This is a genomic window from Arthrobacter sp. zg-Y1116 (assembly GCF_024385485.1).
Classification (GTDB): Bacteria; Actinomycetota; Actinomycetes; order Actinomycetales; family Micrococcaceae; genus Arthrobacter_B.
On sequence record NZ_JANFLR010000002.1, the window covers coordinates 16331 to 41979 of the forward strand.

23 protein-coding genes and 1 tRNA gene are annotated in these 25649 nt (G+C 67.3%); 17 read left to right on the plus strand and 7 right to left on the minus strand.

The annotated features are described in order from the left end of the window. Positions 1-141: 141 nt before the first annotated feature. Positions 142-2058: an AMP-binding protein gene (locus tag NNX34_RS06770; protein ID WP_255765770.1), complete on the plus strand. Its 1917-nt coding sequence runs from the start codon at positions 142-144 to the stop codon at positions 2056-2058. Positions 2059-2083: 25 nt separating this feature from the next. Here the strand turns inward: NNX34_RS06770 and NNX34_RS06775 are convergent, their stop codons facing one another. Beyond that, positions 2084-2803 (minus strand): response regulator, encoded by a 720-nt coding sequence (locus NNX34_RS06775; RefSeq protein ID WP_255765771.1) that lies wholly within the window; start codon positions 2801-2803, stop codon positions 2084-2086. After that, positions 2800-4422 carry a sensor histidine kinase gene (locus tag NNX34_RS06780; RefSeq protein ID WP_255765772.1) on the minus strand — a complete coding sequence of 541 codons (1623 nt, stop codon included), beginning with the start codon at positions 4420-4422 and terminating at the stop codon, positions 2800-2802. Before NNX34_RS06780 ends, NNX34_RS06775 begins: the two co-directional genes overlap by 4 nt. Before the next feature lie 131 nt (positions 4423-4553). Between NNX34_RS06780 and NNX34_RS06785 the strand changes: the two genes are divergently transcribed. The 10 genes from NNX34_RS06785 (at position 4554) to NNX34_RS06830 (ending at position 14603) form a co-directional block, all read left to right on the plus strand. Beyond that, positions 4554-5981: a cation:dicarboxylate symporter family transporter gene (locus tag NNX34_RS06785; protein WP_255765773.1), complete on the plus strand. Its 1428-nt coding sequence runs from the start codon at positions 4554-4556 to the stop codon at positions 5979-5981. A 160-nt stretch (positions 5982-6141) separates the two neighbouring features. After that, on the plus strand, positions 6142-6729 hold the full coding sequence (locus NNX34_RS06790; protein ID WP_255765774.1) for a GNAT family N-acetyltransferase: 588 nt from the start codon (positions 6142-6144) through the stop codon (positions 6727-6729). Positions 6730-6843: 114 nt separating this feature from the next. Continuing rightward, positions 6844-7737 carry a ParA family protein gene (locus NNX34_RS06795; protein WP_227922680.1) on the plus strand — a complete coding sequence of 298 codons (894 nt, stop codon included), beginning with the start codon at positions 6844-6846 and terminating at the stop codon, positions 7735-7737. After that, a complete protein-coding gene (locus NNX34_RS06800) occupies positions 7715-8668 on the plus strand; it encodes a ScpA family protein (protein WP_370647242.1) in 954 nt (317 codons plus the stop codon). The genes NNX34_RS06795 and NNX34_RS06800 overlap by 23 nt, the downstream gene beginning before the upstream one ends. After that, the gene (gene scpB, locus NNX34_RS06805) at positions 8665-9309 is read left to right on the plus strand and encodes an SMC-Scp complex subunit ScpB (protein WP_255765775.1); all 645 of its coding nucleotides are present in this window, start codon (positions 8665-8667) and stop codon (positions 9307-9309) included. The genes NNX34_RS06800 and scpB overlap by 4 nt, the downstream gene beginning before the upstream one ends. A gap of 24 nt (positions 9310-9333) precedes the next feature. After that, entirely contained in the window at positions 9334-10554 is a 1221-nt protein-coding gene (locus NNX34_RS06810; RefSeq protein WP_255765776.1) for a pseudouridine synthase, read from the plus strand. Positions 10555-10557: 3 nt separating this feature from the next. Further along, entirely contained in the window at positions 10558-11667 is a 1110-nt protein-coding gene (locus NNX34_RS06815) for a prephenate dehydrogenase (protein ID WP_255765777.1), read from the plus strand. Next, complete coding sequence (cmk, locus tag NNX34_RS06820) at positions 11664-12365, plus strand: (d)CMP kinase (protein WP_255765778.1); 702 nt, start codon at positions 11664-11666, stop codon at positions 12363-12365. Before NNX34_RS06815 ends, cmk begins: the two co-directional genes overlap by 4 nt. A 170-nt stretch (positions 12366-12535) precedes the next feature. Continuing rightward, positions 12536-14098 (plus strand): ribosome biogenesis GTPase Der, encoded by a 1563-nt coding sequence (gene der / locus NNX34_RS06825; RefSeq protein WP_255765779.1) that lies wholly within the window; start codon positions 12536-12538, stop codon positions 14096-14098. A gap of 431 nt (positions 14099-14529) precedes the next feature. Beyond that, positions 14530-14603 (plus strand) — tRNA-Pro (locus NNX34_RS06830). A gap of 89 nt (positions 14604-14692) precedes the next feature. On the opposite strand, the gene NNX34_RS06835 is transcribed toward NNX34_RS06830, so the two are convergent. Beyond that, the gene (locus NNX34_RS06835) at positions 14693-15334 is read right to left on the minus strand and encodes a hypothetical protein (RefSeq protein WP_255765780.1); all 642 of its coding nucleotides are present in this window, start codon (positions 15332-15334) and stop codon (positions 14693-14695) included. 89 nt (positions 15335-15423) lie between these two features. Then, a complete protein-coding gene (locus NNX34_RS06840) occupies positions 15424-16008 on the minus strand; it encodes a small multidrug efflux protein (protein WP_255765781.1) in 585 nt (194 codons plus the stop codon). Positions 16009-16284: 276 nt separating this feature from the next. Between NNX34_RS06840 and NNX34_RS06845 the strand changes: the two genes are divergently transcribed. Continuing rightward, positions 16285-19014: an AAA family ATPase gene (locus NNX34_RS06845; RefSeq protein WP_255765782.1), complete on the plus strand. Its 2730-nt coding sequence runs from the start codon at positions 16285-16287 to the stop codon at positions 19012-19014. A gap of 32 nt (positions 19015-19046) precedes the next feature. On the opposite strand, the gene NNX34_RS06850 is transcribed toward NNX34_RS06845, so the two are convergent. Further along, on the minus strand, positions 19047-19562 hold the full coding sequence (locus tag NNX34_RS06850; protein ID WP_255765783.1) for an alpha/beta hydrolase: 516 nt from the start codon (positions 19560-19562) through the stop codon (positions 19047-19049). Between the two features lie 283 nt (positions 19563-19845). After that, positions 19846-20478 (minus strand): Ltp family lipoprotein, encoded by a 633-nt coding sequence (locus tag NNX34_RS06855; RefSeq protein WP_255765784.1) that lies wholly within the window; start codon positions 20476-20478, stop codon positions 19846-19848. A gap of 397 nt (positions 20479-20875) precedes the next feature. Here NNX34_RS06855 and NNX34_RS06860 point away from each other — a divergent pair, with 397 nt between their 5' ends. Both NNX34_RS06860 and NNX34_RS06865 read left to right on the plus strand, forming a co-directional pair. Then, complete coding sequence (locus NNX34_RS06860; protein WP_255765785.1) at positions 20876-21649, plus strand: SDR family NAD(P)-dependent oxidoreductase; 774 nt, start codon at positions 20876-20878, stop codon at positions 21647-21649. A gap of 206 nt (positions 21650-21855) precedes the next feature. After that, positions 21856-22812 carry a PQQ-dependent sugar dehydrogenase gene (locus NNX34_RS06865; RefSeq protein WP_255765786.1) on the plus strand — a complete coding sequence of 319 codons (957 nt, stop codon included), beginning with the start codon at positions 21856-21858 and terminating at the stop codon, positions 22810-22812. On the opposite strand, the gene NNX34_RS06870 is transcribed toward NNX34_RS06865, so the two are convergent. Beyond that, positions 22809-23387, minus strand: coding sequence for a GNAT family N-acetyltransferase (locus tag NNX34_RS06870; protein WP_255765787.1), 579 nt, complete (start codon positions 23385-23387; stop codon positions 22809-22811). The two genes, NNX34_RS06865 and NNX34_RS06870, sit on opposite strands and share 4 nt — an antisense overlap. 500 nt (positions 23388-23887) lie before the next feature. On the opposite strand from NNX34_RS06870, the gene NNX34_RS06875 reads away from it, so the two are divergent. The 3 genes from NNX34_RS06875 (at position 23888) to NNX34_RS06885 (ending at position 25570) form a co-directional block, all read left to right on the plus strand. After that, positions 23888-24310, plus strand: a complete 423-nt coding sequence (locus NNX34_RS06875) for a hypothetical protein (RefSeq protein ID WP_255765788.1) — start codon at positions 23888-23890, stop codon at positions 24308-24310. Between the two features lies 1 nt (position 24311). Beyond that, a complete protein-coding gene (locus NNX34_RS06880; protein ID WP_255765789.1) occupies positions 24312-24440 on the plus strand; it encodes an LPXTG cell wall anchor domain-containing protein in 129 nt (42 codons plus the stop codon). A gap of 317 nt (positions 24441-24757) precedes the next feature. Next, positions 24758-25570: an rRNA adenine N(6)-methyltransferase family protein gene (locus NNX34_RS06885; protein ID WP_255765790.1), complete on the plus strand. Its 813-nt coding sequence runs from the start codon at positions 24758-24760 to the stop codon at positions 25568-25570. Positions 25571-25649: the final 79 nt, after the last annotated feature.

Consider the following 25649-nt stretch of genomic DNA (forward strand, 5'->3'; position numbering starts at 1 on the left):
GTGTATACATGAGCTGGCTCATATGCGTACTGTGGTGCCACAGAAGGCACCCGGGAGGCCTCGCTGTATACACAATCGCCCCTGTGCGGCCCGCAGAGCATCAGTTAGCATGGCGGGTCCCACTGGAATCAAGGAGGATTCATGGACGCGCAGAGCACCGGAGCCTATGAACGGGCGTATGCCCGCAGCAGTACCGATCCGGAAGGCTTCTGGCTGGGCGCCGCCGCCCTGGTGGACTGGGACAAGCCGCCGTCCCGCGCCCTCGAGGACACCAAGGCGCCGCTGTACTCCTGGTATCCGGAGGCGGAGCTCAACACCTCCTTCAACGCCCTGGACCGCCATGTGGCGGCCGGCCGCGGAGACACCGCGGCGCTGATCTACGACTCCGCGATGCTGGGCACCAGCCGCACCTATACCTACAGCCAGTTGCTCGCCGAGGTGGAACGCTTCGCCGGCGTGCTGCGCGGACTCGGCGTCGGCCCCGGCGACCGCGTGATCATCTACCTGCCGATGATCCCCGAAGCCGTGATCGCCATGCTGGCCACCGCCCGGCTGGGCGCGGTCCACTCCGTGGTGTTCGGCGGATTCGCCCCGCGGGAGCTCGCTGCCCGGATCGACGACGCCGGCCCCACGGTCATAGTGACGGCCAGCGGTGGACTCGAACCCAAGCGCGCGGTTGAATACCTGCCGGCCGTCGCCGAGGCCCTGGAAACCGCTACCCACCAGGTGGCCGCCGTCGTCGTGGCCGAACGGACGGGCTTCACGGCCACCCGCGAGGAGTTTGACGGCACCGGCGGGGCGGCCTGGCATGACTGGAATACGCTCGCCGCCGACGCCGTGCCCGCCGGTCCGGTCCCCGTGGCCGCCGCCGATCCGCTGTACATCCTCTACACCTCCGGCACCACGGGCTCGCCCAAGGGGGTGGTGCGGGACAACGGCTCCCACGCCGTGGCCATGGCCTGGTCCATGGCAAACATCTACGGAGTGGGGCCGGGGCAGGTGATGTGGACCGCCTCGGACGTCGGCTGGGTGGTGGGCCACTCCTACATCGTCTACGGTCCGTTGATCGCCGGGGCCACGACCGTGCTGTACGAGGGCAAGCCGGTGGGCACCCCGGACGCCGGTGCGTTCTGGCGGGTGGCTGCGGAGCACGGCGTCGACGTCCTGTTCACCGCGCCCACCGCGCTGCGGGCCATCCGGAAGGCCGACCCCGACGCCGTCGAACCGGGCCGCCACGATCTCTCCCGGCTGCGGCACCTCTTTGCCGCCGGCGAGCGCCTGGACCCGGCCACGCTGGAATGGGCGGAGGCCGCGCTCGGGGTGCCGGTGATCGACCACTGGTGGCAGACCGAAACCGGCTGGGCCATCTGCGCCAACCCCGTGGGACTGGAGGAGCTGCCGGTCAAGGCCGGGTCGCCCACCGTTCCGGTTCCCGGGTTTGCCGTGCGCGTGCTCGGGCCGGACGGGAAGCGGGTACCGGCGGGGACGGAGGGCAACATCGCCCTGGAGCTGCCGCTCCCGCCGGGAACCCTGCAGACCCTCTGGGGCAGCGACGAACGCTACCGTGCCGCGTACCTGGAGGTTTTCGACGGCTACTACGCCACCGGGGACTCGGGCTACGTGGACGAGGACGGCTATGTGTTCGTGATGGGGCGTACCGACGACGTCATCAACGTCTCCGGCCACCGGCTGTCCACCGGCGCCATGGAGCAGGCGGTGGGCTCCCATCCGGCCGTCGCCGAAGCGGCCGTGATCGGCATTGCGGACCCCGTGAAGGGCCAGCGCCCGTCCGGCTACGTGGTGCTGAAGGCGGGAACGGAGATCGACGCCGACGTGCTGCGCGCGGAACTGATTGAACGGGTGCGCTCGCAGATCGGCCCGGTGGCCGATTTCAAGGACGTGTACGTGGTGGACGCCCTGCCCAAGACCCGGTCCGGGAAGGTGCTGCGCAAGACCATGCGCCAGATTGCCGACGGCGTTCCGCACACGGTGCCCTCCACCATCGAGGATCCCGGCGTACTGGAGGCCCTGACCGCGGTGCTGCGGCCGGTTCGCTAGGAGCCCGGGGCCGGGGCTGAGCGCCTCACCGGCGCCAGCTGTACTCCAGCTCCGGCCGGCCCCGGGTGCCGTACCTCGGCGAGCGCAGCACCGATCGCTGGTCCGCCAGATACTCCAGGTAGCGGCGGGTGGTGATCCGGGACATCGCCAGCGACTCGGCCGCCTCGGTGGCGGAGAGCGGTGCCCGGGCACCCTTGAGCAGATCCGCCACGGACTCCAGCGTCTCCGCGGACAGGCCCTTCGGCAGCTGCCCCGTCACGGCTGGACGGAGCGCGGCAAAGGCGCTGTCCACCTCGCTTTGCGTGGTGGAGGCGGCCTGCTCGGTCATCCGGCGCCGGTACTCGGCGTAGGCGGTGAGCTTGGCGCTGAACGCCGAATACGTAAACGGCTTGATGAGGTACTGGACAATGCCGCCGGACATGGCGCTGCGCACCACCGCCAGGTCCCGGACCGCGGTGATGGCGATGACGTCCACGGGCAGTCCCGCCCCGCGGATCCGGCGCAGCAGGTCCAGCCCGTGCAGGTCAGGCAGGTTCATGTCCAACAGCACCAGGCCGATCTCCGCTTCGCTGCCGGGCGGCGCCGATTCGGCTGCCTTGAGCGCTTCCAGGGCTTCGGCACCGGTGCGTGCGATGCCGGCCAGCCGGAATCCCGGCGCCCGCCGGACATACTCTGCGTGGGCCTCTGCGGGGATTTCCTCGTCCTCCACCACCAGCACGCCGACGTCGGGGGAGTGCCGGGTCACGATGCTGCCCCGGCCAGCGGGACCTGAGCAGAGGCCGAAGCCGGCAGGGGGAGTTCCACGCTGAAGCAGGCCCCCGGGCCGCCCAGCACCTGGATGCTTCCGTTCAGGCGCGTCACGGCCTGGCGGACCAGTGCGAGCCCGATTCCCCGGCCGGTCAGCACCCGTCCCTGCGGCAGCTCCTTCGTGCTGAACCCCTGTTCGAATATCTGTTCGATTATCCGGGGATCCACGCCCGGACCGTCGTCCTGCACCTCGATCAGCAGCTGGCCGTCGCCGCTGCCCAGGTACAGGCGCACGGAGTCCTTTGCCGCGTCGAAGGCGTTGTCCAGCAGGTTGCCGATGATGGTCACCAGTTCCACCGGTTCCAACCCGGCCCCGCTGAAGCGTCCCGTGTCCGGACCCACCTCGATGTCCAGCTCGATGCCGCGCTCGCGGGCCTGTGCCGCCTTGCCCATCAGCAGGGCGGTTACCGCCGGTTCCTCCACCACGGCCAGCACTTCGTCATTGAGCTGCTGCGACTGTTCCAGATCGGCGGTGGCAAACCGCAGGGCTTCGTCGCTGCGCCCCAGCTCGATCAGGGACGCCAGGGTGTGCACGCGGTTGGCGTGCTCGTGGGCCTGGGCGCTCAGGGCATCAGCGAGGGTCCGCATGGAGGCCAGCTCGCCGGTAAGGGATTCGACGTCGGTATGGTCCCGCAGCGTAGTCACCGTGCCGAACCGCCTGCCGTGGGGCCCTGCGGACACGGCTGCGGACTGGTTGACCACCAGGATGCGCTCGCCGGTGAGGTGGATTTCCTCCCGCGCGTCCCGGCCGGAGCGCAGCAGGGAGGCCAGCGGTCCGGGGAGGTCCGGCAGTTCCCGGCTCCGCACGGACGCATCTGTCGGCGGCAGCCCCAGCAGGACGGCGGCTTCGTCGTTGTGGAGCACCAGCTGTCCCCGGTCGTTGAGCAGCAGCAGCCCCTCACGCACCGAGTGCAGCGCCGAGTCGTAGAAGGCATACATGTGCGTCAGCTCCGCGGGGCCGAGGCCGTGGGTGGCCCGGCGCAGATACCGGCTGAGCAGGAATGACCCCGCGGCTCCGGCAGCGAGCGCGGCTGCATCGATGGCGAACAGCTCCGGCAGACGCGCATCCCGGGCAATGGCCACCCGGTCCACCGTGATGCCGGCGGCGACGAGCGCGGTGACATTGCCGGCCTCGTCGTACACCGGGGTGACGGCGCGCACCGAGGGTCCGAGCGTACCCGTGTAGGTTTCCGTGAAGCTCTCCCCGGCCAGGGCCGGGTCGATGGATCCGATGTACGGCTTGCCGATCTGGTCCGGGTTCCGATGGGTGAACCGCGTCCGGTCGGTATCCATGATGGTCAGGAAATCCACGCCCACGCGCTCCATCACCTCACGTGCGTAACCCTGAAGGACCGCGGGGTCCGGGGAATCGACGGCGGTGCGGACCGTGCTGCTGGCGGCCGCCGTCCCGGCTACTGCCAGCATCCGTAAGCCGGTCTCCTCATGGGTGTTCTCTTCCGCCTGCTGGTACAAGCCCCAGGCGATTCCGCCCGAGACGCACAGGATGAAGGCAAGCTGGGCCAGGAACAACCGGCCGGCCAGGCTGCCTCGATGCACTTTCGATCCTTTGGTTGCGAGTCGTTACACGGTGTAAGCGGTTCCACTGGGAACAGTATGAACACAAGGGTGACTGTGATCACATCACCCAACGAAGATGGAAGCCGACCAATTGCACAAGGAGTACCGCCATGGCAGCTGCCGCCAATCCGTATGCCGGTTCACAGAAGAGCCGGAAACCGGACAGAACCCATTTCCTCTACATTGCCGTCATTGCGGCGGTTGTGCTCGGTGCCGTTATCGGCCTCATGGCGCCGGAGTTCGCGAAATCCCTGAAGCCGCTCGGAACAGGGTTCATTAACCTCATCAAGATGATGATCGCTCCGGTCATCTTCTGCACCATTGTCCTAGGCATCGGATCAATCGCCAAAGCTGCCACCGTCGGCAAGGTCGGCGGCCTCGCGCTGGGCTACTTCATCATCATGTCGACCTTCGCCCTGGCCATCGGCCTGGTCGTGGGCAACCTGATCCACCCCGGTGAAGGCCTGGACATCCAGTCCGCCTCCGGCGCAGCCCCCGCGGCACCCGAGGAAGGGGACGGCATGACCGGTTTCCTCCTCAGCATCATCCCCACCACGCTGCTGGCCTCCCTCACCGGCGAGTCCATCCTGCAGACCCTCTTCGTTGCCCTGCTCGTAGGCTTCGCCCTGCAGAAGATGGGCGCTGCCGGCGCCCCCGTGCTCAAGGGCATCGGCTACATCCAGGCCCTGGTCTTCCGGATCCTGATGATGATCATGTGGCTGGCACCCATCGGCGCGTTCGGTGCCATCGCCGCCGTCGTCGGCGAGACCGGCATCCAGGCGATCGTGAGCATGGCAACCCTGATGATTGCCTTCTACATCACCTGCATCCTCTTCATCGTGGTCATCCTGGGCGGACTGCTGAAGCTGGTCACCGGGTTCAGCATCTTCAAGCTCATGCGCTACCTGGGCCGTGAATACCTGCTGATCTTCTCCACCTCCTCCTCCGAGGTGGCCCTGCCGCGCCTGATCGCCAAGATGGAACACCTGGGCATTTCCAAGCCCGTGGTCGGTGTTACGGTGCCGACCGGGTATTCCTTCAACCTCGACGGAACCGCCATCTACCTGACCATGGCCGCACTGTTCGTGGCCTCGGCCATGGGCAAGCCGCTGGAACTGGGCGAGCAGATCTCCCTGCTGGTCTTCATGATCATTGCCTCCAAGGGCGCTGCCGGCGTCACCGGCGCCGGCCTGGCCACCCTGGCCGGCGGCCTGCAGTCCCACCGCCCCGACCTGATCGACGGCGTAGGCCTGATCGTCGGCATCGACCGCTTTATGTCCGAGGCCCGCGCCCTGACCAACTTCACCGGCAACGCCGTCGCCACCGTGCTCATCGGCACCTGGACCAAGGAAATCGACAAGGAGCAGGTCAAGGCGGTCCTGAACCGCGAACTGCCCTTCGACGAGGCGAGCATGAACGTCGACGCCGGCACGGACGAGCCGCGGCAGACGGCGGAATCCGCCGAACTCGCCGCATCGGTTCCCGGCCCCGCCGGCACTTCCGCGGTCTCCGGCACCGCCGGCGATCCGCGGCACTAAGGCGCCGACGCCACCACCGGCAGTACCTCACAACGCGCCCCGCCCCGGAAGACTCCGGGGCGGGGCGCGTTTCTGCGTCCGTGCTGCCGGCAGCTGGAGGGGAATCCGCCTGCGTGCATAATGGTCCTCGATGCCCGCTCTACGAAACGGTGGTCTTACGATGACAGCCCTTGGCCCCTATCTGCAGCGCGGGACATTGAGCGGCCAGGTGCAGCCGAGCCTCGACGCGGACGGCCTGGTGCTGCGGCCCTGGCGGGACGACGACGCCGCCGTGGTGGTGAAGGCGTACCGCGAGCCGGATATCTGCCACTTCAGCCGGCGGACGATGGCAACCGAAGCCGAAGCGCTCGAGTGGATCCGCCGCTGGGGTACCCGGTGGCAGGAAGAATCCGGGGCCAACTGGGCCGTCTGCACCAGTGATCGGAACGTGGTTGGGCGCGTGGCCCTCAGCCGCGTCAATCTGTACGAAGGCGACGCGGAACTCGGCTATTGGGTGCTGCCGGGGGATCGGGGAAAAGCCGTGGCATCCCGGGCCGTGGATGGGCTGAAGCGCTGGGCGTTCGGCTCGGCCGGCCTCATGCGCCTCCAGCTGTCCCACTCGGTGCACAACCAGGGCTCCTGCGGCGTTGCCGGGAAAACCGGCTTCGCGCTGGAAGGAACCAGGCGCAGCGCCCTCAGGCATGCCGACGGCTGGCACGACATGCATCTGCATGCTGCGGTCCGCCTTCAAGGTTCGAGTTCTACTTGAGCGTCAAGGCTCGCCGGTCATCACGGCCCTGATTCGCGGGATGGCCGTGGCGCGGCTGTAACCTTGACAAAGACAGCCCGCAGCAAAGCTAGATACGGAAGCGTGGATTTATACGTGAGCAGCGAACAGGGTTCATCAACTCTGCAGGACGCAACCGGAGCCGAAACGGTGATGGGTCCAACCGGACGTCCCCTGACGGTATTCCCCGAGCCTCCCGTCCTCACGTCCCATGGTCCTGCCCGGATCATTGCGATGGTGAACCAGAAGGGCGGGGTCGGCAAGACCACCTCCACCATCAACCTCGGCGCCGCCCTGGCGGAAGCCGGCCGCCGTGTTCTGCTGGTGGACTTTGACCCGCAGGGCGCCCTGTCCGCAGGGATGGGAGCCAACCCGCACGAACTGGACCTCACCGTCTACAACGTGCTGATGGACCGGAAGGTGGATATCCGCGAGGCGATCCATGAAACCTCCATCGAGAACATCCACCTGCTGCCGGCCAATATCGACCTTTCCGCAGCCGAGGTGCAGCTCGTGAACGAGGTAGCCCGCGAGCAGGTGCTCGAACGCGCCCTGCGCCGGGTGTCGGATGACTACGACGTCATCCTCATCGACTGCCAGCCTTCCCTGGGCCTGCTGACCGTCAACGCCCTGACTGCCGCGCACGGCGTGATCATCCCGCTGATCTGCGAGTTCTTCGCCCTGCGTGCGGTGGCCCTGCTGGTGGAGACCATCGAGAAGGTCCAGGACCGGCTCAACCCCAGCCTGCAGGTGGACGGCGTCCTGGCTACTATGTACGACGCCCGCACCCTGCACAGCCGTGAAGTGATTTCCCGCCTCGTGGAAGCCTTCGGGGACAAGGTCTTCGAAACGGTCATCAAGCGGACCATCAAGTTCGCTGACGCCACTGTGGCGGCCGAACCGATCACCTCGTACGCCGGCAACCACCCGGGCGCCGACTCCTACCGCCGTCTCGCCAAGGAACTGATTGCCCGCGGCGGCGCGCCCTAAGCCGGCGCCCGCCCGCCTGGCGGGGCCGGACGCCACGGAGCCGGCACCGCAGGATCCGGCTTCCCGTGCCGGCTTCGAAGTCCGTCTGGCAAACTTCACCGGGCCCTTCGATGTCCTGCTGGGACTGATTTCCAAGCACGAGCTGGACATCACCGAAATCGCCCTCGCTGCCGTCACCGACGAGTTCCTGGGCTACATCCGGGAGCTCTTCGGCACCGGTCCCGAGGTGGCACTGGATGAGGCCAGCGAATTCCTGGTTATCGCCGCCACCCTCCTGGACCTCAAGGCTGCGCGCCTGCTTCCGGCCGGCGACGTGGAGGACGAGGAAGACGTCGCGCTGCTCGAGGCCCGTGACCTGCTGTTCGCCCGGCTGCTGCAGTACAAGGCGTTCCGCGAGATGGCCGCCCTGTTGGGGGACCGGCTGATGGACGAGGCACGGCGTTTCCCGCGGCAGGTCTCCCTGGATCCGCACTTCGCGGCGATGCTTCCCGAGCTGGTCTGGCGGACCACGCCGCAGCAGTTCGCGGACCTTGCCGTCCGTGCCCTGCAGCCGCGCGACGAGCTGCCTCCGACCGTGGGGCTTGAACACCTGCACGCACCAAAGACCAGCGTCCGGGAGCAGGCCCTGATCCTCGCGGAACGGCTCGCTGCCGACGGCGCGGCCACTTTCGGGGCCCTGGTGTCCGACGCCGACGGCCCGGTGGCGGTGGCCCGGTTCCTCGCGCTGCTGGAAATGTTCCGTGACGGAGCCGTCAGCTTTGAACAGCCTGCCCCGCTGGGCGAGTTGCTCGTCACATGGACCGGAGGCGCGGATCCGGCAGGCGCGGTTGCCGCCGGGGGAGATGAAGATGGCAATGAGCGCGCCGGCGAAAACATCGGATCCAATGGCGCAGCAATCCAACACACAGCCCTGGAAGGGGACCGGTCATGACGGCGGAACCTGGTTTTGGTCCCGGGAAAAGCAGCGGGGATGACGGCCGCGAAGACATTGCAGCATTTCCCGGGGGAGTGAAGGCCGCCGTGGAGGCGGTGCTGATGGTGGTGGACGAACCCGCAGCCCCCGAGGTGCTTGCCTCGGTGATCGGTGTGCCGGAGCCGGAAGTGCTCGCGGCCCTCACGGAACTGCAGCGGGAGTATGACGGTTATACTGGGGATGGACCCGAGGGCGCACCGCGTGGTTTTGAACTCCGCGACGTAGCAGGCGGATGGCGGATTTTTTCCCGCGCTGACTATGCGCCCGTTGTGTCGAAGTTTGTACTGGAAGGCCAGAGTGCACGGCTGTCGCAGGCCGCACTGGAAACATTGGCGGTGATTGCCTATCGGCAGCCCGTCTCCCGGGCCCGGGTCTCCGCGATCCGGGGAGTAAACGTCGATTCGGTGGTCCGCACGCTGGTTCAGCGTGGATTGATCGTCGACGCCGGCACCGAACCGGAAACCGGTTCGCTGCTGTACCGTACTACGCCGTACTTTCTGGAACGGCTTGGTTTGGGCAGCCTCGACGAACTTCCACAGATTGCACCGCACCTGCCCGGGCTGGAAAACCTGGCCGAATATGAAGACACTACTTATTAACCGCTACACCCAAAGGACTTACTCATGACACCAGCACCCCGTTCCGGATCCGGCCGCAATACCCCTCGCGGCGGCGGACGCAGTGCCGGTGGCCCCGCCGGCGGCAAGAGCTACGGCCGCGGCTCCAAGCCCTCCTCCAACCGCACCGGCGGCCCGCGCTCGGCATCGGGCCTGAAGCCCGGTGAAGACCGCGCCAACGGCTACCGGCCCGTCAGCCCCGAGGCCGCCCGCCCGGAGAAATTCAAGTCCGACGCCGTGAAGGCCTTCGGATCAAGCAACTCCGGCAAGACCGGTGCACCCCGGACCGGCGACCCGAAGTCCGGTGCTCCCAAATCGGGCGGCTTCAAGCCGGGTTCCAAGTCCGGTGCCGGCAAGTTCGGCGGCCCGCAGGCAGGCCAGCGCAAGAGCGGCGACCGCGCTTTCCGCGGGGAGCGCTTCGGTCAGAACCTGGGCCCCGTGCGCCGTTCCACCACCCGCCGCCCCGCGGCCCCGGTGATTTCCGAACAGCACAACCCCGAAGGCGTCCGCCTGCAGAAGGTCATGGCCAGCGCCGGCGTTGCCTCACGCCGCGTGTGCGAGGAAATGATCGCCGAAGGCCGCGTCGAAGTTGACGGCCAGGTTGTCACCGAGCTCGGCGTCCGCGTCGACCCGGAGACGGTGGCCATCCATGTGGACGGCATGCGCCTGCAGCTGGATGAAACCCAGAAGTACTACGTGTTCAACAAGCCCCGCGGCGTCATCTCCACCATGGAAGACCCCGAAGGGCGTCCCTGCATCAGCGACTTCCTTAAGTCCACCAGCAAGAACGAGCGTTTGTTCCACGTTGGCCGGCTGGACAACGAAACCGAGGGCCTGCTGCTGCTGACCAATGACGGCGAGCTGACCAACCGGCTGACGCACCCCTCCTACGAAGTGCCCAAAACCTACCTGGTGCAGGTCCGCGGACCGATGAACCACGGCGTGGGCGCACAGATGCGGGAAGGCATTGAACTGGAAGACGGCTTCCAGAAGGTTGATTCCTTCAAACTCGTCGACTCCACCCCGGGCCACCTCCTGGTCGAGGTAGTCCTGCACTCGGGCCGCAACCGCATTGTGCGCCGGCTGTTCGACGCCGTCGGCCACCCGGTGGAGCGCCTCGTCCGCACCAAGATCGGCCCGATCAGCCTGGGCGACCAGCGCCAGGGCAGCATCCGCGTCCTCGGCCGCGGCGAGGTCGGACACCTGCTCGCCTCAGTAGGACTGTAGCCAATGGCCGCTGCCGCTGACGGGGGCACCCACCTGTCCGGATCCGTGCTGATTATCGGCACGGGACTGCTGGGCACCAGTATCGGCCTCGGGCTTTCTGCCCGGGGTGTCGACGTGGTGCTCTCGGACCTGTCTCCCTCGACAGAGGCGGTGGCCCGCGACATCGGCGCCGGACGGTTGCTCAGCACCGCCGGTGAAGGCTTCGAGCCGGCACTCGTGGTCGTTGCCGCTCCTCCGGACGTCACCGCGGCCCTGGCCGTGGCAGCGCTGAAGGACTGGCCGGCCGCCGTCGTCGTCGATATTGCCAGCGTCAAGTCCGCCGTCCTGGCGGACCTGCGGGAGCGCGACGCCGACCTCACCCGTTATGTGGGTACGCACCCCATGGCCGGCCGGGAGAAATCCGGGCCGGTGGCTGCACGGGCGGAACTGTTCAACGGGATGCCGTGGGTGATCTGCCCGCCGCAGGAAGCGGCCCCGGACGCCGTCCGCCGTGCCGAGGCCCTTGCCTTCGACCTGGGCGCCGTGGTCTCCCGGATGTCCGCCGAAGAGCACGACGCGTCCGTGGCGCTGACCTCGCACCTGCCGCAGGTCATGGCTTCCCTGGTGGCGAGCCGGCTGCAGGAAACCCCGCCGCAGTCCCTCGCCCTGTCCGGCAACGGCCTGCGGGACGTGACCCGGATTGCCGCCAGCGATCCGAGTCTCTGGGTGCAGATCCTCAGCGGAAACGCCGGGCGGCTGGTGCCGATCCTGCACGGGGTCCGCGAGGACCTGAACCGGCTGATCCGCACGCTCGAAGACCCGGTGGCGGACGGTGCGCGCCTGGACATGGCGCAGCTGATTGCCGAAGGCAACGCAGGGCAGGCCCGGATTCCGGGCAAGCACGGCGGACCGGCGCAGACCTTTGTGTCCTTCACCGTCCTGGTGGATGACACGCCGGGCCAGATTGCCCGGCTGCTCACCGAAATCGGTGAGATCGGCGTGAACCTGGAGGACCTCCGGCTGGAGCACGCCTCCGGCCGGCAGGTGGGAAGGGCGGAAATCTCCGTCCTGCCCGGCCGGGTGAATGACCTTGTTTCTGAATTAAGCGCCCGCGGGTGGAAGGTAGTGCAGTGAGTTCTAATGTGGATCCGGCCCAGTTCCGGCAGGGCAAGCCGCTGGTTGTGGCCATCGACGGACCGTCGGGTTCGGGCAAGTCCAGCATCAGCCGTGAAGTGGCCCGCCGCCTGCACGCCGCCTACCTCGACACCGGTGCCATGTACCGCGCGGTCACGCTCTCCTGCATGGAGGCCGGCATCGACCTGACTGATTCGGTGGCCGTCGAGGCCGCCGCGGAAAACGCCGATATTGCCCTCAGCCTGTCCCCGGACGAGGAATGGGTGCGGGTCAGCGGCCGGGACGTCACCGACGCGATCCGCGAGCCCGCCGTGTCCTCCTCGGTCAGCGCCGTCGCCACCACCCTGGGCGCCCGGGCGGAACTCGTCCGGCGCCAGCAGCAGCTGATTCGGGACTCCGGCCTGCGGATCGTGGCCGAGGGCCGGGACATCACCACAGTGGTCGCTCCGCATGCCGAGGTGCGGATCCTGCTCACCGCCAGCGAAGAAGCCCGGCTCCGCCGCCGCGGCATCCAGCTGGGCGGCACGCAGACCGCAGCCGCCCTGAAGGAACAGGTACTGGTCCGCGACGCGAAGGACTCCACCGTGGTGGAATTCCAGCAGGCCGCCGACGGCGTCGTCACCATCGATTCATCCGACCTGGACTTCGAAGAGACGGTCTCGGCCGTACTCGAAGTGGTTTTCACCAGTACCCACTAGCTCCCTGCCGGGGGACCCGGCACCAACTACGGGCACCCGCCCGTGTTTCAATGGGAGGAGGACATCCGGCGGCAACGCCGCAAGGAATCCTCCCTCACACTTACCGGGCTGAACGTCCGGCGACGGCCTGTACGCAGTGCTGCAGACCTCAACGGAAAGAAAGCAATTCAATGAACGGAAAACCTCTCAACGACGACACCGCCGGTGACGGGATCTCCACGGACGAGTACGTCCCGTCCGGAGAAGACCAGATCGACGAGCGCCTCGCGGCAATGGATGACGACGAGGCCGATATCCGCGCCCGTTCCCTCCGCGCCGGTCTCGACGACTATGAACTTGATGAAGAAGACGCCGCGCTGCTCGCCGGCGGCTTCGAAGAATACGACGAAGACGCACCCCTGCGCCAGGATCCGGTGGTCGCCATCGTGGGCCGCCCGAACGTGGGCAAATCGACCCTGGTGAACCGTATCCTCGGCCGCCGTGAGGCCGTCGTCGAAGACACCCCCGGTGTGACCCGTGACCGGGTTACCTACCCCGCGACCTGGAACGGCGTGAACTTCACCTTGGTGGATACCGGCGGCTGGGAGCACGACGCCCGCGGCATCCACGCCCGGGTAGCCGACCAGGCCGAAATCGCCGTTGACCACGCCGACGCCGTCATGCTGGTGGTCGACGCGACCGTCGGCATCACCGCCACCGACGAAGCCGTGGTGCGGATGCTGCGCGGCAAGGGCAAGCCCGTCGTCGTCGTCGCCAACAAGGTGGACGACATCCAGAACGAAGCCGATGCCTCCTCCCTCTGGGGCCTGGGCTTCGGTGAGCCGTACCCGGTCTCCGCCCTGCACGGCCGCGGCACCGGTGACATGCTCGACGCCGTCCTCGACGTGCTGCCCGAGTACTCGGCGTACGGCGGACTGGACCGCTCCGGCGGACCGCGACGCATCGCCCTGATCGGCCGCCCGAACGTGGGCAAGTCCTCGCTGCTGAACAAGCTCGCCGGTTCCGAACGCGTGGTCGTTGATGACACCGCCGGCACCACCCGCGACCCGGTGGACGAAATGATCGAGCTCGGCGGCCGCACCTGGCGCTTCGTCGACACCGCCGGCATCCGCCGCCGCCAGCACATGGCACAGGGCGCCGACTTCTACGCCTCCCTGCGTACCCAGGCTGCCCTGGAAAAGGCCGAGGTCGCCGTCGTGCTGCTGGCCGTAGACGAGGTCCTCAGCGAGCAGGACGTCCGCATCCTGCAGCTGGCCATCGAATCCGGCCGCGCACTGGTTCTCGCCTTCAACAAGTGGGACCTGCTCGACGACGAGCGCCGCCGTTACCTCAAGATCGAGATCGAGCGGGACCTGGCCCACGTTGAATGGGCTCCCCACGTCAACATCTCGGCCAAGACCGGCTGGCACAAGGACCGTCTTGTTCCGGCACTGGATACGGCACTGGAAAACTGGGACAAGCGCATCCCCACCGGAAAGCTCAACGCCTTCCTGGGTGAGCTTGTGGCAGCCCATCCGCACCCCGTGCGCGGCGGCAAGCAGCCCCGCATCCTCTTCGGTACGCAGGCTTCCTCGCGTCCGCCGAAGTTCGTGCTGTTCACCACCGGCTTCCTGGATCCGGGCTACCGCCGCTTCATCACCCGCCGGCTGCGTGAAACCTTCGGCTTCGAGGGCACGCCCATCGAGGTCAGCATGCGCGTCCGCGAGAAGCGCGGCAAGACCAGCAAGCGCTAAGTCTCTTGGTGTAAAGCCCCGGTCCCGTTCCCTTATGGGGAGCGGGGCCGGGGCTTTCCGCAGTTTTGGGGCGCAGGCTGCGGTGCTGTCGGGTAGGCGGGCCGAGGGTGTTGGGTGTGACAGCGGGGCTTCGGGACTGTGACAGCGGCCCGGGGGACCGGCGGCTCATCACTGTACAGATAACGGGGCTATCCGGCTGCGAGAAGCCCGTTATCTGTACAAGCGCGGCGGCCGGGAAGCTGATAAGCCCGTTATCTGTACAAGCACCGCGGCCGGGAAGCGGATAAGCCGAAGCGGGGGAGCTGGTGCGCGCTCTGTTTTTGGCCGTACGCCGGTGCCCGCAACTCCCGCGAGCCTCGATGCGACGTAATCGCCGGTTGTGGTGTAAGGTATTTGAGGTGGTTCAGCCGGGAGATAATCCGGAAGAACTGCGGGTTGTGGCGCAGCTTGGTAGCGCACTTGACTGGGGGTCAAGGGGTCGCAGGTTCAAATCCTGTCAACCCGACGGTAAGCCTGATGAAACGCGAGTTTCGTCAGGCTTTTGTCGTTAAAGCGGGTGCCGGGCTGAGCCTGCCGCAGAGCCCGGCCGATGCTCTAGTCGCCACCCTCAAGGAAGCCGCCGTCGAGGACCCAGTTGTAGCGCAGCCTCAGTGCGCGCTCGGTGCTGGCTGCCAGCGTTGCCAGCAGCAGCACCAAGTTCGCCGATGCCGGAAGCTGGAACGGGCTGGAGAACGTGCCGATGTTCTCCGCGACGGGCGGGAGCTGCATGATCTGCTCAATGATCTGCGGAACGCCGAGCACGAGCGCGACCACGAGTACGCTGGCCGATACGATGCCAACGGCACGGCTCAGCGCCGGATTGGTCCGTTCCAGTCGGGCGCGCAGTCCTTCGGCCGAGGCAGGATCAGGTAGAAGCTGTTGCTCGGACCCGTCGGGCGTCACATAGTGGCAGCGTCTGAGCCCGTAGATGCTGACCTCGACCTCGATGGCGCCACCCGGCACTGCGAACACCGCGGGAAGTTTCGATCGGGCCTGGTTGATCCCGTTGCGGTAGAGCTGCGCGCGCACTTCGCCGTCCGAATCACCCCCGGGCCGGACCTCTACGGACCAGATCTCCGGTGAACCGTCCTCGCCGGTGAGCTGCAGATGAAAGAGGGAACGCGAGAACAGCTGCCACCATCGATAGCGCGGAAGCGTATGGCCGTCCCCGGGGTCCGGCGTCTCTTTGCGTGTCACTTGTTCCTCCCGGAATCGCTTCTTCGGAGCTGCCCTGCCAGCGCGGCTACGTTCCGCCGATGGATCTTCGATCCGGCCTTTCATGTGACTCAGACCCCGACGACGAAGGTGAGGGCGGCCCAGAACAAGACGGTGGCCACTGTCGTCCATATGACGATTGCCACACCTTGCCAGAGCAGCACCCAGCCACGGGGGGTTCCGCTCGCGATGAGGATCGCGGAGGTGAACTGGGTCGGGATTGCAAGGGGACCGAGGATGCTCGCGCCGGGGACGCCGAAGCGGACGAGCCACTTCATGAAGCGCTGGCGCCCCTTGGATACGGGCTTGGCCGGCGCCGTCTCCTCGAACGCAGCGGACCCCTGGTAACCCAGGGAGGCCGGGACGCGCTCGGCGCTCCGGGCAGCCGAGACACGGTCCCTGTTGTGGTTGGTGACCGCAGTGCGGGCCCGGGAGGTGAAGAGCACCACGAGAACCACGCTCAGGAAATTGCCGACTGCGGCGGCGATACCGGCAACGATAGGGTGGAGGCCGCCGAGGATGCCGATCACGGAGGCCCCTTCGGTCTCGATGAACGGGACGGCCCCGGCGAGCATCACGATGAAGGGCCGGATGATCTCGGGCACTTGGGCCGCCAGATCCTGGAAGTTGATGATCAGTTCCTGAATGAGGTTCATGGTTCGGCGCTTCTTTCTTATGTCTTATGCGGGTCGTGGATTCGTGCGATTCTCGAAACGGTCCGGCACAAACCGTGTTCCCAGGTCTGGGCCGGGCCGTACTGCTTCGCCTGCACCGGAGTCTTCAGATTCGCAGCGGCAGCGGGGTCTTCGCGTCGGTGGAAACCCCTGCCTTTCCGCCGGTTTCCGCCTAGCTGCTTGGGTCGGAGCGACTTCGATTGCGTAGGCGAAAATTGCCTACTAAGGTGCCGACATGCTCTGAAGGGAGCGACACTGATGGACTTCCTGGGCCGCTCCGCGGACCGCGCAACGGTCGACAACCTCCTCTCGCAGGCACGTGCCGGGCTGAGCGGGGCAGTCATCGTCCGAGGGGAAGCGGGTATCGGAAAGACGGCGTTGCTCGAGTACGCCCGCGGCAGGGCTGATGCCTCGGGGTTCCGAGTAGTGTCCTCGGTCGGGGTGGAGTGCGAGACGCAGTTCGCTTTTGCGGGCCTGCATCAGTTGTGCGCGCCCCTGCTGGACCGCATGGGTGCCCTGCCCGAGCCGCAGCAGACCGCTCTGGGCGTGGCGTTCGGGCAGCGAAGCGGTGCAGTACCGGATTGGTTTCTGATAGGGCTGGCCACTCTCAACCTGCTGGCCGAGGCCGCTGAGGAAGGGCCCCTTCTGTGCCTCGTTGACGATGCGCAGTGGCTGGACGAGGCGTCGGCTCAGGTCCTCACATTTGTGGCACGACGGGTCGCCGCGGAGCCGATGGCGCTGGTGTTCGCACTGCGGGAGCCCACCGACCGCGATGTGCGCGGGTTCGACGGCATACCCGGCTTACGCCTGGGCGGGCTCGACGAGGCCGACGCGCGGGAGCTGCTGGCAGCAGCCGACTACGTACCCCTGGACGACGGGATGCGCGAGCATGTCGTCGCGGAGGCGCACGGGAACCCTCTCGCGCTGCTCGAGCTGGCCCGAAGCGCGCCGGCGGCATGGGTGGCCGGCGGGTTCGAGCCGGTGCCGGGCATCACGGACCGCATCGAGGACACCTTTCGGCGCCGCGCGGACAGCCTGCCGGCACCTACTCGACTATTGCTGCTGGTTGCCGCGGCCGATTCTACCGGCGAGGTGGCGCTGCTCTGGCGTGCGGCCGCGCACCTGGGGATCGCCGGCGAGTCTGCCGCGCCCGCAGAGGCCGCCGGACTCCTGGAGATTGATACACGGGTGAGGTTTCGCCATCCGCTGGTGCGTTCAGCTGTGCTTCGGTCCGCCGCCCCGCTGGAGCGCCGCCGTGCACACGACGCGCTGGCCGCTGCCATCGATCCAGACGTCGACCCCGACCGCCGCGCCTGGCACCGGGCCCAGGCCGTGCTGGGCACCGACGAGGACGCCGCCGCTGGGCTGGTGCGGTCAGCAGACCGGGCGCGCGCCCGCGGCGGGCTGGCCGCTGCGGCGGCGTTCATGGAGCATGCGGCCAGACTGACCCCTGACCCTGCCACCCGCGCGAGCCGGGCGCTGGAGGCCGCGCAGGATAAGCACGAGGCTGGTGCGGACGCCTCCGAGTTGCTGACGGTCGCTTCGGCCGGGCCGCTCGATACCCTGCAGCAGGCTCGCCTCGAACTGCTGCGCGCGCGGATCGCGTTCCACCTCGCGCGCGACGCCGAAGGGCAGAGGATGCTGCTGGAAGCCGCTAAGAGCCTGGCCCCGCTGGACCCGGTGCTGTCCCGTGAGACGTATCTGCGCGCGCTCGAAGCGGCGATAGTCACCGGTGACTTCCGCCGCGGCCGCGGCATACCGGAAGTGACCGAGGCTGCCCTGACGGCGCCCGTCGCGACGGGGTCTCTGCGGCCTGCGGATCTGCTGCTCGACGGGCTTGTGACGACCTTCACTCAGGGGTATTCGGCCGGTGTGCCGGGGCTGCGGCGGGCGCTGGCGGCCTTCGGAGGCCAGGAGCAGGATGTTGATGCGCTGAGCGTCGCCGACACCTGCCGCTGGGGGTGGCTCGCCAGCCGAACCGCAATGTCGGTGTTCGACGACGAGATGCTCCACGCCGTGTCCATCCGTCATGTCCGTCTGACCCGTGAGTCCGGCGCGCTTGCCGCACTCCCGGACGCACTTCTGGGCCAATCCGTCATACAAGTGCTCTCGGGTGAGTTCGACCGCGCAGCCGAGCACGCAGCGATCGCAGCCGCGACCGAGGCTGTGCCCTTGCTGCACGCGCAGCTCCTCCTGTCTGCCTGGCGCGGCCGTCCAGACGAGACCGCCGGGATGCGCGCGAGCATTGTCCGCAAGGCTGCCGAACAGGCGCACAGCACCGAGGATGCCCTGACGCAGTACGCCATGGCGGTGCTGCATAACGGTCTGGGCGACTACTCCGCAGCTCATGCCGCGGCGGCACGGGCCTTCGACACCGAAGCGGTGAGGTTCAACAACCTGGCCCACTCTGAACTCGTCGAAGCGGCGTGCCGTTCCGGCCGGCCGGAGAGTGCGGCCGATGCGCTGGAGCAACTCACTTCACGCGCCCTCGCCAGCGGTACGCCGTGGGGGCTCGGTCTGGCGGCGCGTTCACGGGCTTTGACCTCTACGGGGACAGCCGCTGAGGAACACTTCCGCGAGGCGATCGAACAACTCAACCGCTGCCGGATAACCACCCATCTCGCCCGAACGCACCTCGTCTACGGCGAGTGGCTCCGCCGCGAGGGCCGCCGCCAGGACGCCCGCGAACAGCTCCGCACCGCGCACGAACTGTTACTGGACATGGGCGCCGAGGCGTTCGCCGCCCGCGCCGCCCGCGAACTTCGCGCCACCGGCGAGCACCCCCGCAAGCGAAGCGCCCAGCCGGCCGACTCCCTCACCGCCCACGAGATGCACATCGCCCGGCTGGTGGCCACCGGTGCAACCTCCCGCGAAGTCGCCACGGAACTCTTTCTCAGCCCACGGACGATTGATGCCCACCTCCGCAATATTTTCCGCAAAATGGGCGTCACCTCGCGCCGTCAGCTCCGCGAGCTGTCCCTTTCCTGACGCCCGCGGGCGTGACGGTCGAGGCCTCGCCACTAGAGCGTGCCGACGTCGTCGGCAACCGCCCCCATCCGCCCCTCGAACTGGTGCCCGCCGGACGTATGTCGGCGGACTTGCGCCTGCGGCAACCGGGCCGTGTACCGGTCCAGATGGCCGATGGGCACCACATCGTCGTCGACGCAATGGTGGAGCCAGACCGGGAAACCGATCGGCAGCTTGGCGTCCGCAGGCAGCGTGTACTCCGCCTGCCAGCCCTCCGATCCCCAGAAAGGCATTGCCAGGAGGGCGAGTCCCAGCGGCGCCGTGCCCTGAAATCCATCGGCGAGGTGAAGCAGGGCCATCGACGCCCCGAAGGAATGCCCGACGATGACCAGGTCAGGGGCGAGGGCGTTCCGGTGCCGTTCGATCTCGCTCCGCCAGCCCGCGGCTGACATGTCCTCGTCGGGGAAGCGGGGCGCCGTAACGGGCAGGCCGAGGCGGGTGTGCAGTTCTTCTGCGAGGGGTAGGTCGTCCTGGTAGCCGCCGGCTCCATGGACGAAGAGCATCTCCATGCGTTCTCCCGGAATCTCGTAGCCATCCCGTGGCTGGAGTGGTCGCTTTTCCCTGCATGCCAGCTTGGTCTTCCGCCCGCTGGTCAGTCAAGGGTGCACGGTCACGCGGCGTCGAACCCGAGTTGGAGCTCGCACTGATCGCACAACAATGGTGGGTTGAAGCCCGCCCCGGTTCAAATCATGCGGATACGCTCTGGACATGTGGTCATGAGCCACGAAAAGGGCCATCCCGCAGCTACAGCATGCGGGATGGCCCTCGAGGATTTTGCTGGCGAGGCCTGAACTACTGGTTCAGGTTTTGAATCGCGTAATCCGCCTCAGCCGGAGTGAACTTTTCTCCGTATTCGGAAACCAGCTGGTCGTAGACGGCATCCGGAGACATGGCCATCGTCTCCTGATAAGTTTTCGCCTTCTCCAGCGCGTTCTTGTTCCAGTCCGTCTTCACGTTATCGACGGCATATTGTGCGGCCTCGGGTGAAAATTTCCCACCATATTCGGAAGTCAGCTGGTCATAGAGTCCGACTTTGGACATGTGCATTGTGTTCGCGTAGGTGTCGGCCTGACGAAGTGCCGACTTGAATTCAACGGGAACAGAATTTTCAGCAGGGGCAGGAGCAGCGGGACTGGGGGCAGCCGGTTCCTTTGCAGGTTCCGGCTCCTTTACAGGTTCCGGGGCCGTAGTCGAGGGTGCCGCCTCTGAGGACGTCTCAGATGTTTGGGTCTCGTCGGTTGAGGATGCAGTACTGCTGTCATCAGACCCACCCGTAAGAGAGGACACGCAGCCGCCAAAAAAGAGGATTAGGACAATGGCGACAACCCACGGCCACTTTTTGCGTTTTTTCTTAGTAGGTACAGAGGCGGGGCCGGGTGTGGGATATTCTCCCTGGGGAGAATGATCTTTGGGGAAATCGGACATGGGTGTCTCCTAAATAAACAATTAGACACTGAGTATATCCGTCAAATGCTTAAGCATGTGTTATGGATGTGGGTGTGTTCTTGCCTAGAGCCGACGGGACCATCTCAGCGCCGCATTCCTCGGTGCTAAAAGCAGAGCTCGACGGCGGAGCGCAGGCAAACTAACGATGCGGCCGGAAGGTGGGTCCCACACTGTGGCAGTACCGGTCGCGGCACAAATCCGGCGGAGAGTAGGTGTAGGGATCCATGGCCTATTATCAGCAACGCAACGAATCCCGCTTCTTTCGTGCATCGGTTGACTGCATGCTATTCCGCGTGATTGCAGGGCCCTGTTAGCCTCGTCCGTCCGGGCGTCCCGGCGTCCGCCATCCAGATTGCATCGGAGAAGGAGCGGGTCCATGGCTGCGGTGATCCCATCCCGGAAGGTCATTATCCATGGCGCCGGCGGGGCGATCGGCGGTGCTGTAGCGGAGGAATTTGCCCGCCGCGGGGCGGAGCTGTTCCTCGCCGGGCACCGCCTGGACTCCGTTAATACGACGGCGGACCGCGTCCGCGCACTGGGTGGCGGGCCGGTGCATACGGCAGAAGTCGATGCCTCCGATCCGGCGGCCGTGGACGCGCACGCCGACGCCGTCGTCGACGCCGCAGGAAGGATCGATGCCGTGCTCAATGCGGCCGGCCTCCCCGCGGTGCAAGGCGTCCCGCTGCTCGATATGTCCGTGGACGACGTCGTCTCGCCGGCAGCAGGCTGGCTGCGCACACAGTTCATCACCTCGCGGGCCGCTGCCGTACACATGGTTGGACGCGGAAGCGGAACGGTCCTGCTGCTGTCCGCCTCGCCGGCGAGGGTCTCCATTGCCGGAGTGGGCGGCTTCGCAGCGGCTTGTGCCGCCGTCGAAGCACTCACGCGTACCCTTGCCGCGGAGTTGGGCCCTTCGGGAGTAAGGGTTGTCTGCCTTCGCCCGCAGCGCATCCTGGAAACCATCGGAAGCACGCCGGACCTGCCGATGGCACTGGACGAGTTCACCCGCTTCCTGGAATCCCTCACCACCACCGGAACCCTCCCGACCCTCAAGGAGGTGGCCGAAGCAGCGGTCTTTCTGGTCGAGGGCGGCGCCGGGAGTATGAACGGGGCCGTCCTGAACCTCACGAGCGGGATGAGCGTCGATTGATACCCGGATCATCGGTGCGACAGGGAACCGTGAGGCTTGCGGCTGCGGGCCCCGGGAGTGCCGGTGCGGGTTCCCGTCGGAGCAAGGCACGACGCCGGTTCGCCGCCCTCGCGGCTGTCACGGTGGCGGTGGCCGCTGTGGCCGGGTGTACTGAAGACGGCCGGCCGGGACCGGAGTCTCCGATTTCCGTTTCGCCCGGACTGGAAGTGGAAAGACCGGAAACGGAAGTCCTCGCCACCGGTCTCGACGCCCCGTGGTCCATCGCGTTCCACGAGGGTATCCCGCTGGTCAGTGAGCGGGACTCTACACGAATCCTGGAGCTCGACGCGGCCGGTAATGCCCGCGAGGCCGGCACCATCGAGGGCGCCGCAGGCAGGGGAGAGGGAGGGCTTCTCGGCATCGCCGTCCAGGACGGGTACCTGTATACCTATTTCACCGGGGACGCCGGGAACCGGATCGAACGCCGCAGCATCACCGGTGACCCCGGGGCATTGGCGCTGGGCGAAGCGGAAACCATCCTCGACTCAATCCCCGCCGGCCCGGTCCACAACGGGGGCCGCCTTGCGTTCGGCCCGGACGGCAAGCTGTACGCCACCACTGGCGACGCCGGCAGCCGGGACAGCGCGCAGGACCGGGATTCGCTCTCGGGCAAGATCCTGCGGATGAACCCGGACGGCAGCAACCCGGAGGACAACCCCTTCCCGGGAACGCTCGTGTACAGCTATGGACACCGCAACCCGCAGGGCATCGCCTGGGACAGCGACGGCGTCCTCTATGCGAGCGAGTTCGGACAGAACACCTGGGATGAACTGAACGTCATCGAGCCCGGCGGGAACTACGGCTGGCCCGAGGTCGAAGGCATAGCAGGAGAGGAAGGCTTCATTGACCCGGTCCAGCAGTGGACGCCCGGGGAAGCCAGTCCGAGCGGCATCGCCGTGGCCGGCAGCACTCTGTATATTGCCAACCTGCGCGGCGAACGGCTGCGGGAGGTCCCGCTCGATAATCCCGGTGCCTCCATCGAGCAGCTGGCCGGCGACTACGGCCGGCTGCGCGACGTCGTCAACGCTCCGGACGGCAGTCTGTGGATCCTGACGAACAACACCGACGGCCGTGGACGTCCGGGGCAGGATGACGACCGGATTCTCCGCCTGGAAACGGATTAGGCGAGGCGTCTCCGCATCAGCCACCGGGTTTTCCCGCCGGATTTCGACGCCGTCTCCACCACGCGTTCGAAGCCGGCTGCCTCGAACAGTGCAGTAGTGCCGACGTACGCGAGCGAGGAACTGATCCTGCCGCCGGCGGCGTCGATCGGGTAGGCCTCCAGCGCCGGAGCGCCGGCAGAACGGGCATAGTCGACGGCGCCGTGGAGCAGGTGCCGGGCTAGTCCCTGCCGGCGGAACTGCGGACGAATGACCAGGCAGACCACGCTCCACACCGGAACATCGTCGACGGCGGGGATGATCCGTGAGGACCGCAACCGGTGGTGGCTGGCGCGCGGGCTCACCGAACACCAGCCCGCGGCCTCGCCGTCCACATAGGCGACGACGCCGGGCGGGGTGCCTTCCTCCGCATACCGGCGCAGCCTGCCCTGCTGGTCAGCGCCGGCGAGAGCACGGAACTCCGACGTCGGGAGACGGTAGCTGAGGCACCAGCAGGCCTGGGCATCGGGGCTCTTCGGCGCAAGGACCGCCGCGACGTCGTCGAACCGGTCGGCGGTGGCGGGATGGACCTCGATCATTTTCGCAGGCTCCTGGGTTTAGGGGCCCGGCTACACGTTCGGCCCCCGATCCCTCGTACCGTAGCCTGCGCCTCCGGGCAGCGGAAGCGGACCCGGGTAGCCGGGCAGCAGTGGCGAACCCTGCCCGTGAGCGCTGTCCGAACCGCCTGATCGGCCGAATAGTCCAGTGGATGACCGGTGAATACCGGGGGTTGGTTTCCCCCTGGCGTGTGGCAACGGGTACTACTGAGGGCTCTGGGGCTGGGGTGAAACAATGTGCCTTTATTACGCTTGTGGACAACATAGCGTGGTGTAAGCGTCATCCGCATGCATACAAAACGCCTCCCACATGCCCTTGCCACTACATCGATCTGCAGCCTTGCGGCAGCTTTCGCCCTCGTCGGTTCCCTGGCCGCCGCCCCGACGGCTGCAGCACAGGGGCCGGCGGCCTCCGTTCGGGTCAACGCCGCCGCGCCAATGGAATCAGGTGTACTGCTGGCCGTTTCCGACCCTACGCCCACGTGCCGGATGACGCCGACGCCGACGCCGACGCCGACCCCGACCGGGACGCCGACGCCGACCCCGACTCCGACCGGGACGCCGACGCCCACGGTCACTCCGACTGGTACCCCAACACCGACGGGAACTCCAATCCCGACGGTCACTCCGACGGGTACCCCGACGTCGACCCCGACGGTTACCCCAACACCGACGGGAACCCCGTCGCCGAGCGACTCTCCGTCCCCGAGCGATACCCCGTCGCCGAGCGATTCTCCGTCCCCGAGCGATACCACGTCGCCGAGCGACTCTCCCTCCCCGAGCGACACTCCGACGGGCACCCCGTCAGCTTCATCGGGCACAACGGGAATGGGTGCCGAGGTAGCCATGGTCCAGGTCGTGTCCATCACTCCGCCGTGCATGGGTTCCGCAGGAGCGTCCCGTGATGTGAGCCCCGATCTGGCAGGCACCGGAGCCTCCGGCACATCGCTCGCCCTGCTCGGAGCCGGAGGCCTTCTTGTTGCGGGTGCTGCCGGCGTGTACTTCACGCGTCGCCGCGGAGTCCAGGAATCGTAGGCATAGCCACCCCCAAGAGCCCGGTAGGCGAACGGCAGCCGGACCCCATCCCGGGTCCGGCTGCCGTTTATCCATGCGCCGAACATGCTGCTCCCTCTGGAACCGTCGAGCCGGTCGCCGTATCCTCCTTCCTATGACTTCCACGTGTAGGACTTCCTCCCGCGCATTCGGCTGCGGGTTCTTCGTGCGCGACCGCCGCCGCTGACGGCGGGCGGCGCCTCCACTCGCGGTACCGCGCGCCGTCGTTCCGGATGCCAGGCACCCGGAAGGCGTCGTCTGCCTGAAGGGTGCTCCATGTCGCGGCGATTGGAGCGCTCGTGGGAGCGAGAAGCCAGTATGGCGGCCGGGAGGAGCTCGGCCAGAATTTCCTGATCCACCAACCCACCATCCGTTTGGTCCTTGGCCTGGTCCGTTCCTCGGGCGGCGGGAGCATCCTCGAACTCGGTGCCGGCGACGGCGCCCTGACCCGTCCGCTTGCAGCCCTCGGCCGCGACCTGCTGGCCATTGACTTGGATTCAGGCTGCGTAGGACGACTGCAACGGCGTCTGCCCACAGTCCGGGTACTGCAGGCAGATGCCCTGGCCGTGCCCTTCGACCGCCCGGTGATTGTGGGCAATATTCCTTTTCACCTGACTACCCCGATCCTGCGGCGCCTGCTGGCAACGGGTACCTGGACCCATGCGGTGCTGCTGACCCAGTGGGAGGTTGCCCGCAAGCGGGCCGGAGTGGGTGGGGGAACCCTGCTGACGGCCCAGGCCTCTCCCTGGTTCGGCTTCGATCTTCGCGGCCGGGTGCCCGCAGCCGGGTTCCGCCCCCGGCCCGCCGTCGACGGCGGCATCCTTAGTGTCCGGCGGCGCCCGGTCCCGCTGCTGGACCCACAGGACCGGACACCCTACGAGCGGTTTGTCCGCGCCATTTACAACGGACCCGGAGCGGGGCTGGGGGAGATCCTGGGCCGGTATCTTGGGTCGGCACGGACCGCACGGACCGCATTGGCCGCTGCGGGAGTTCCGCTGCAGGCACTGCCCAGGGATGCAGCAGCCGCGCAGTGGCCGCGTTTGTGGCAGGCAGTCGTGGACCAGCCCAGCGCCCGGGCAGGCAACCGTCCCCGCCGGCGGGCCGGCAGCTGAGCCAGGCCAGCCGGGGGGCATGCATCGCGGCCGGCCAGTGCGCTTCGGATTTGGCAAGGGCGGTAATCGGCGGTCCTGT

Coding starts and splice junctions, on each gene's coding strand:
- NNX34_RS06770 (WP_255765770.1), top strand. CDS start 142: ATGGACGCGCAGAGCACCGGAGCCTATGAACGGGCGTATGCCCGCAGC.
- NNX34_RS06785 (WP_255765773.1), top strand. CDS start 4,554: ATGGCAGCTGCCGCCAATCCGTATGCCGGTTCACAGAAGAGCCGGAAA.
- NNX34_RS06790 (WP_255765774.1), top strand. CDS start 6,142: ATGACAGCCCTTGGCCCCTATCTGCAGCGCGGGACATTGAGCGGCCAG.
- scpB (WP_255765775.1), top strand. CDS start 8,665: ATGACGGCGGAACCTGGTTTTGGTCCCGGGAAAAGCAGCGGGGATGAC.
- NNX34_RS06810 (WP_255765776.1), top strand. CDS start 9,334: ATGACACCAGCACCCCGTTCCGGATCCGGCCGCAATACCCCTCGCGGC.
- NNX34_RS06815 (WP_255765777.1), top strand. CDS start 10,558: ATGGCCGCTGCCGCTGACGGGGGCACCCACCTGTCCGGATCCGTGCTG.
- der (WP_255765779.1), top strand. CDS start 12,536: ATGAACGGAAAACCTCTCAACGACGACACCGCCGGTGACGGGATCTCC.
- NNX34_RS06840 (WP_255765781.1), bottom strand. CDS start 16,008: ATGAACCTCATTCAGGAACTGATCATCAACTTCCAGGATCTGGCGGCC.
- NNX34_RS06845 (WP_255765782.1), top strand. CDS start 16,285: ATGGACTTCCTGGGCCGCTCCGCGGACCGCGCAACGGTCGACAACCTC.
- NNX34_RS06850 (WP_255765783.1), bottom strand. CDS start 19,562: ATGGAGATGCTCTTCGTCCATGGAGCCGGCGGCTACCAGGACGACCTA.
- NNX34_RS06855 (WP_255765784.1), bottom strand. CDS start 20,478: ATGTCCGATTTCCCCAAAGATCATTCTCCCCAGGGAGAATATCCCACA.
- NNX34_RS06860 (WP_255765785.1), top strand. CDS start 20,876: ATGGCTGCGGTGATCCCATCCCGGAAGGTCATTATCCATGGCGCCGGC.
- NNX34_RS06870 (WP_255765787.1), bottom strand. CDS start 23,387: ATGATCGAGGTCCATCCCGCCACCGCCGACCGGTTCGACGACGTCGCG.